General features: G+C 65.3%; 1 protein-coding gene and 1 pseudogene. One reads left to right on the top strand and one right to left on the bottom strand.

What is annotated here, in order from left to right:
- Nucleotides 1-216 (top strand): annotated as a pseudogene (locus B3587_RS05785) (hypothetical protein); the annotation flags it as partial.
- Between the two features lie 60 nt (nucleotides 217-276).
- On the opposite strand, the gene B3587_RS05780 reads toward B3587_RS05785, so the two are convergent.
- Nucleotides 277-1488 (bottom strand): AAA family ATPase (locus B3587_RS05780; protein ID WP_292727086.1); only part of this gene is annotated, 1212 nt, incomplete at its 5' end.

Here is a 1488-nt window from a genome sequence, read left to right as displayed (position 1 = left end):
CGCGCCACCGCGCCCCCACCCGAGTCGGTAGTCCTCATCGGCCCGACCACGTACGAAGTGCACCGGGCAGATGAGGTCGTGGGCTACATCGACATCGTCGGCGGGGTCTATGTCGCCCTCGCCGGAGCCCGCTACGACCATGCAGTCGAAGTGCGGCAGTCGATCGTGCTCGACATTGCCGTTGCGGCGCTCGTCGTTCCTGCCGCGGCGGCCTGAGCGTAACGAGGAAGGGGACGGATGCCGAAGCATCCGTCCCCCTCTCAGCCTGTGCCGGGATCAGTCCGAGGTGATCGCCAGGTCAGGGGTGATCGTGATGTCGCCACCGGAGACCACACCGACCGCGACCTTCTCGCCGCGCGGACCGTGCTCGAACAGGAACTGGCCGTTCTCGGCATCCACCTTGACGTGATCGCCGGGGTTCAGTTCGCCGTGCAGGATCTTCTCGGAAAGCTGGTCCTCGATCTCGTGCTGCATCGCGCGGCGCAGCGGCCGAGCACCCAGTGCCGGGTCGAAGCCGACCTCGATAAGGCGATCCTTTGCGGCCAGCGACAGCTCGATCGTCATATCGCGATCCAGCAGGCGCTCGCCCAGCCGCTTCGTGAACAGGTCCACGATCTGGCGCAGTTCATCCTTGTCGAGCTGCGGGAACACGATGATGTCGTCGACACGGTTCAGGAACTCGGGCTTGAAGTGGCGCTTGAGCTCCTCGTTCACCTTGCCCTTCATCCGGTCGTAGGACGTCGCGGTGTCACCCTCGACCTGGAACCCGACCGGGCCGCCGGCGATAGCCTGCGAACCGAGGTTCGTGGTCATGATGATGACCGTGTTCTTGAAGTCCACGATGCGGCCCTGACCGTCGGTCAACCGGCCCTCTTCGAGGATCTGCAGGAGCGAGTTGAAGATGTCGGGGTGAGCCTTCTCGATCTCGTCGAACAACACGACCGAGAACGGCTTGCGGCGCACCTTCTCGGTGAGCTGGCCGCCCTCTTCGAACCCGACGAATCCGGGAGGGGCACCGAACAGTCGCGAAACCGTGTGCTTCTCACCGAACTCGCTCATGTCGAGCGAGATCAGGGCGCCCTCGTCGTCGAACAGGAACTCGGCGAGCGCCTTGGCAAGCTCGGTCTTTCCGACACCGGTCGGACCGGCGAAGATGAACGAACCGGAGGGGCGCTTGGGGTCCTTCAGACCCGCACGCGTGCGGCGGATCGTCTTGGACAGCGCGGCGATCGCCTCTTCCTGGCCGATGACGCGCTGGTGCAGCGCCTTCTCCATGAAGACCAGGCGGCTGGATTCCTCCTCGGTGAGCTTGAACACCGGGATGCCGGTGGCCTGGGCGAGCACCTCGGCGATCAGACCCTCGTCGACCACCGCGGGCGATGAGACCTCGCCCGAACGCCACTGCTTCTCGAGGCGCAGCCGCTCGGCGAGCAGGCTCTTCTCCTCGTCGCGCAGCGCCGCTGCCTTCTCGAAGTCCTGGTCTTCCGA

This window comes from Microbacterium sp. UBA837, assembly GCF_002296025.1.
Classification (GTDB): domain Bacteria; phylum Actinomycetota; class Actinomycetes; order Actinomycetales; family Microbacteriaceae; genus Microbacterium.
This window is presented reverse-complemented; position numbering and strand designations above follow the sequence as displayed.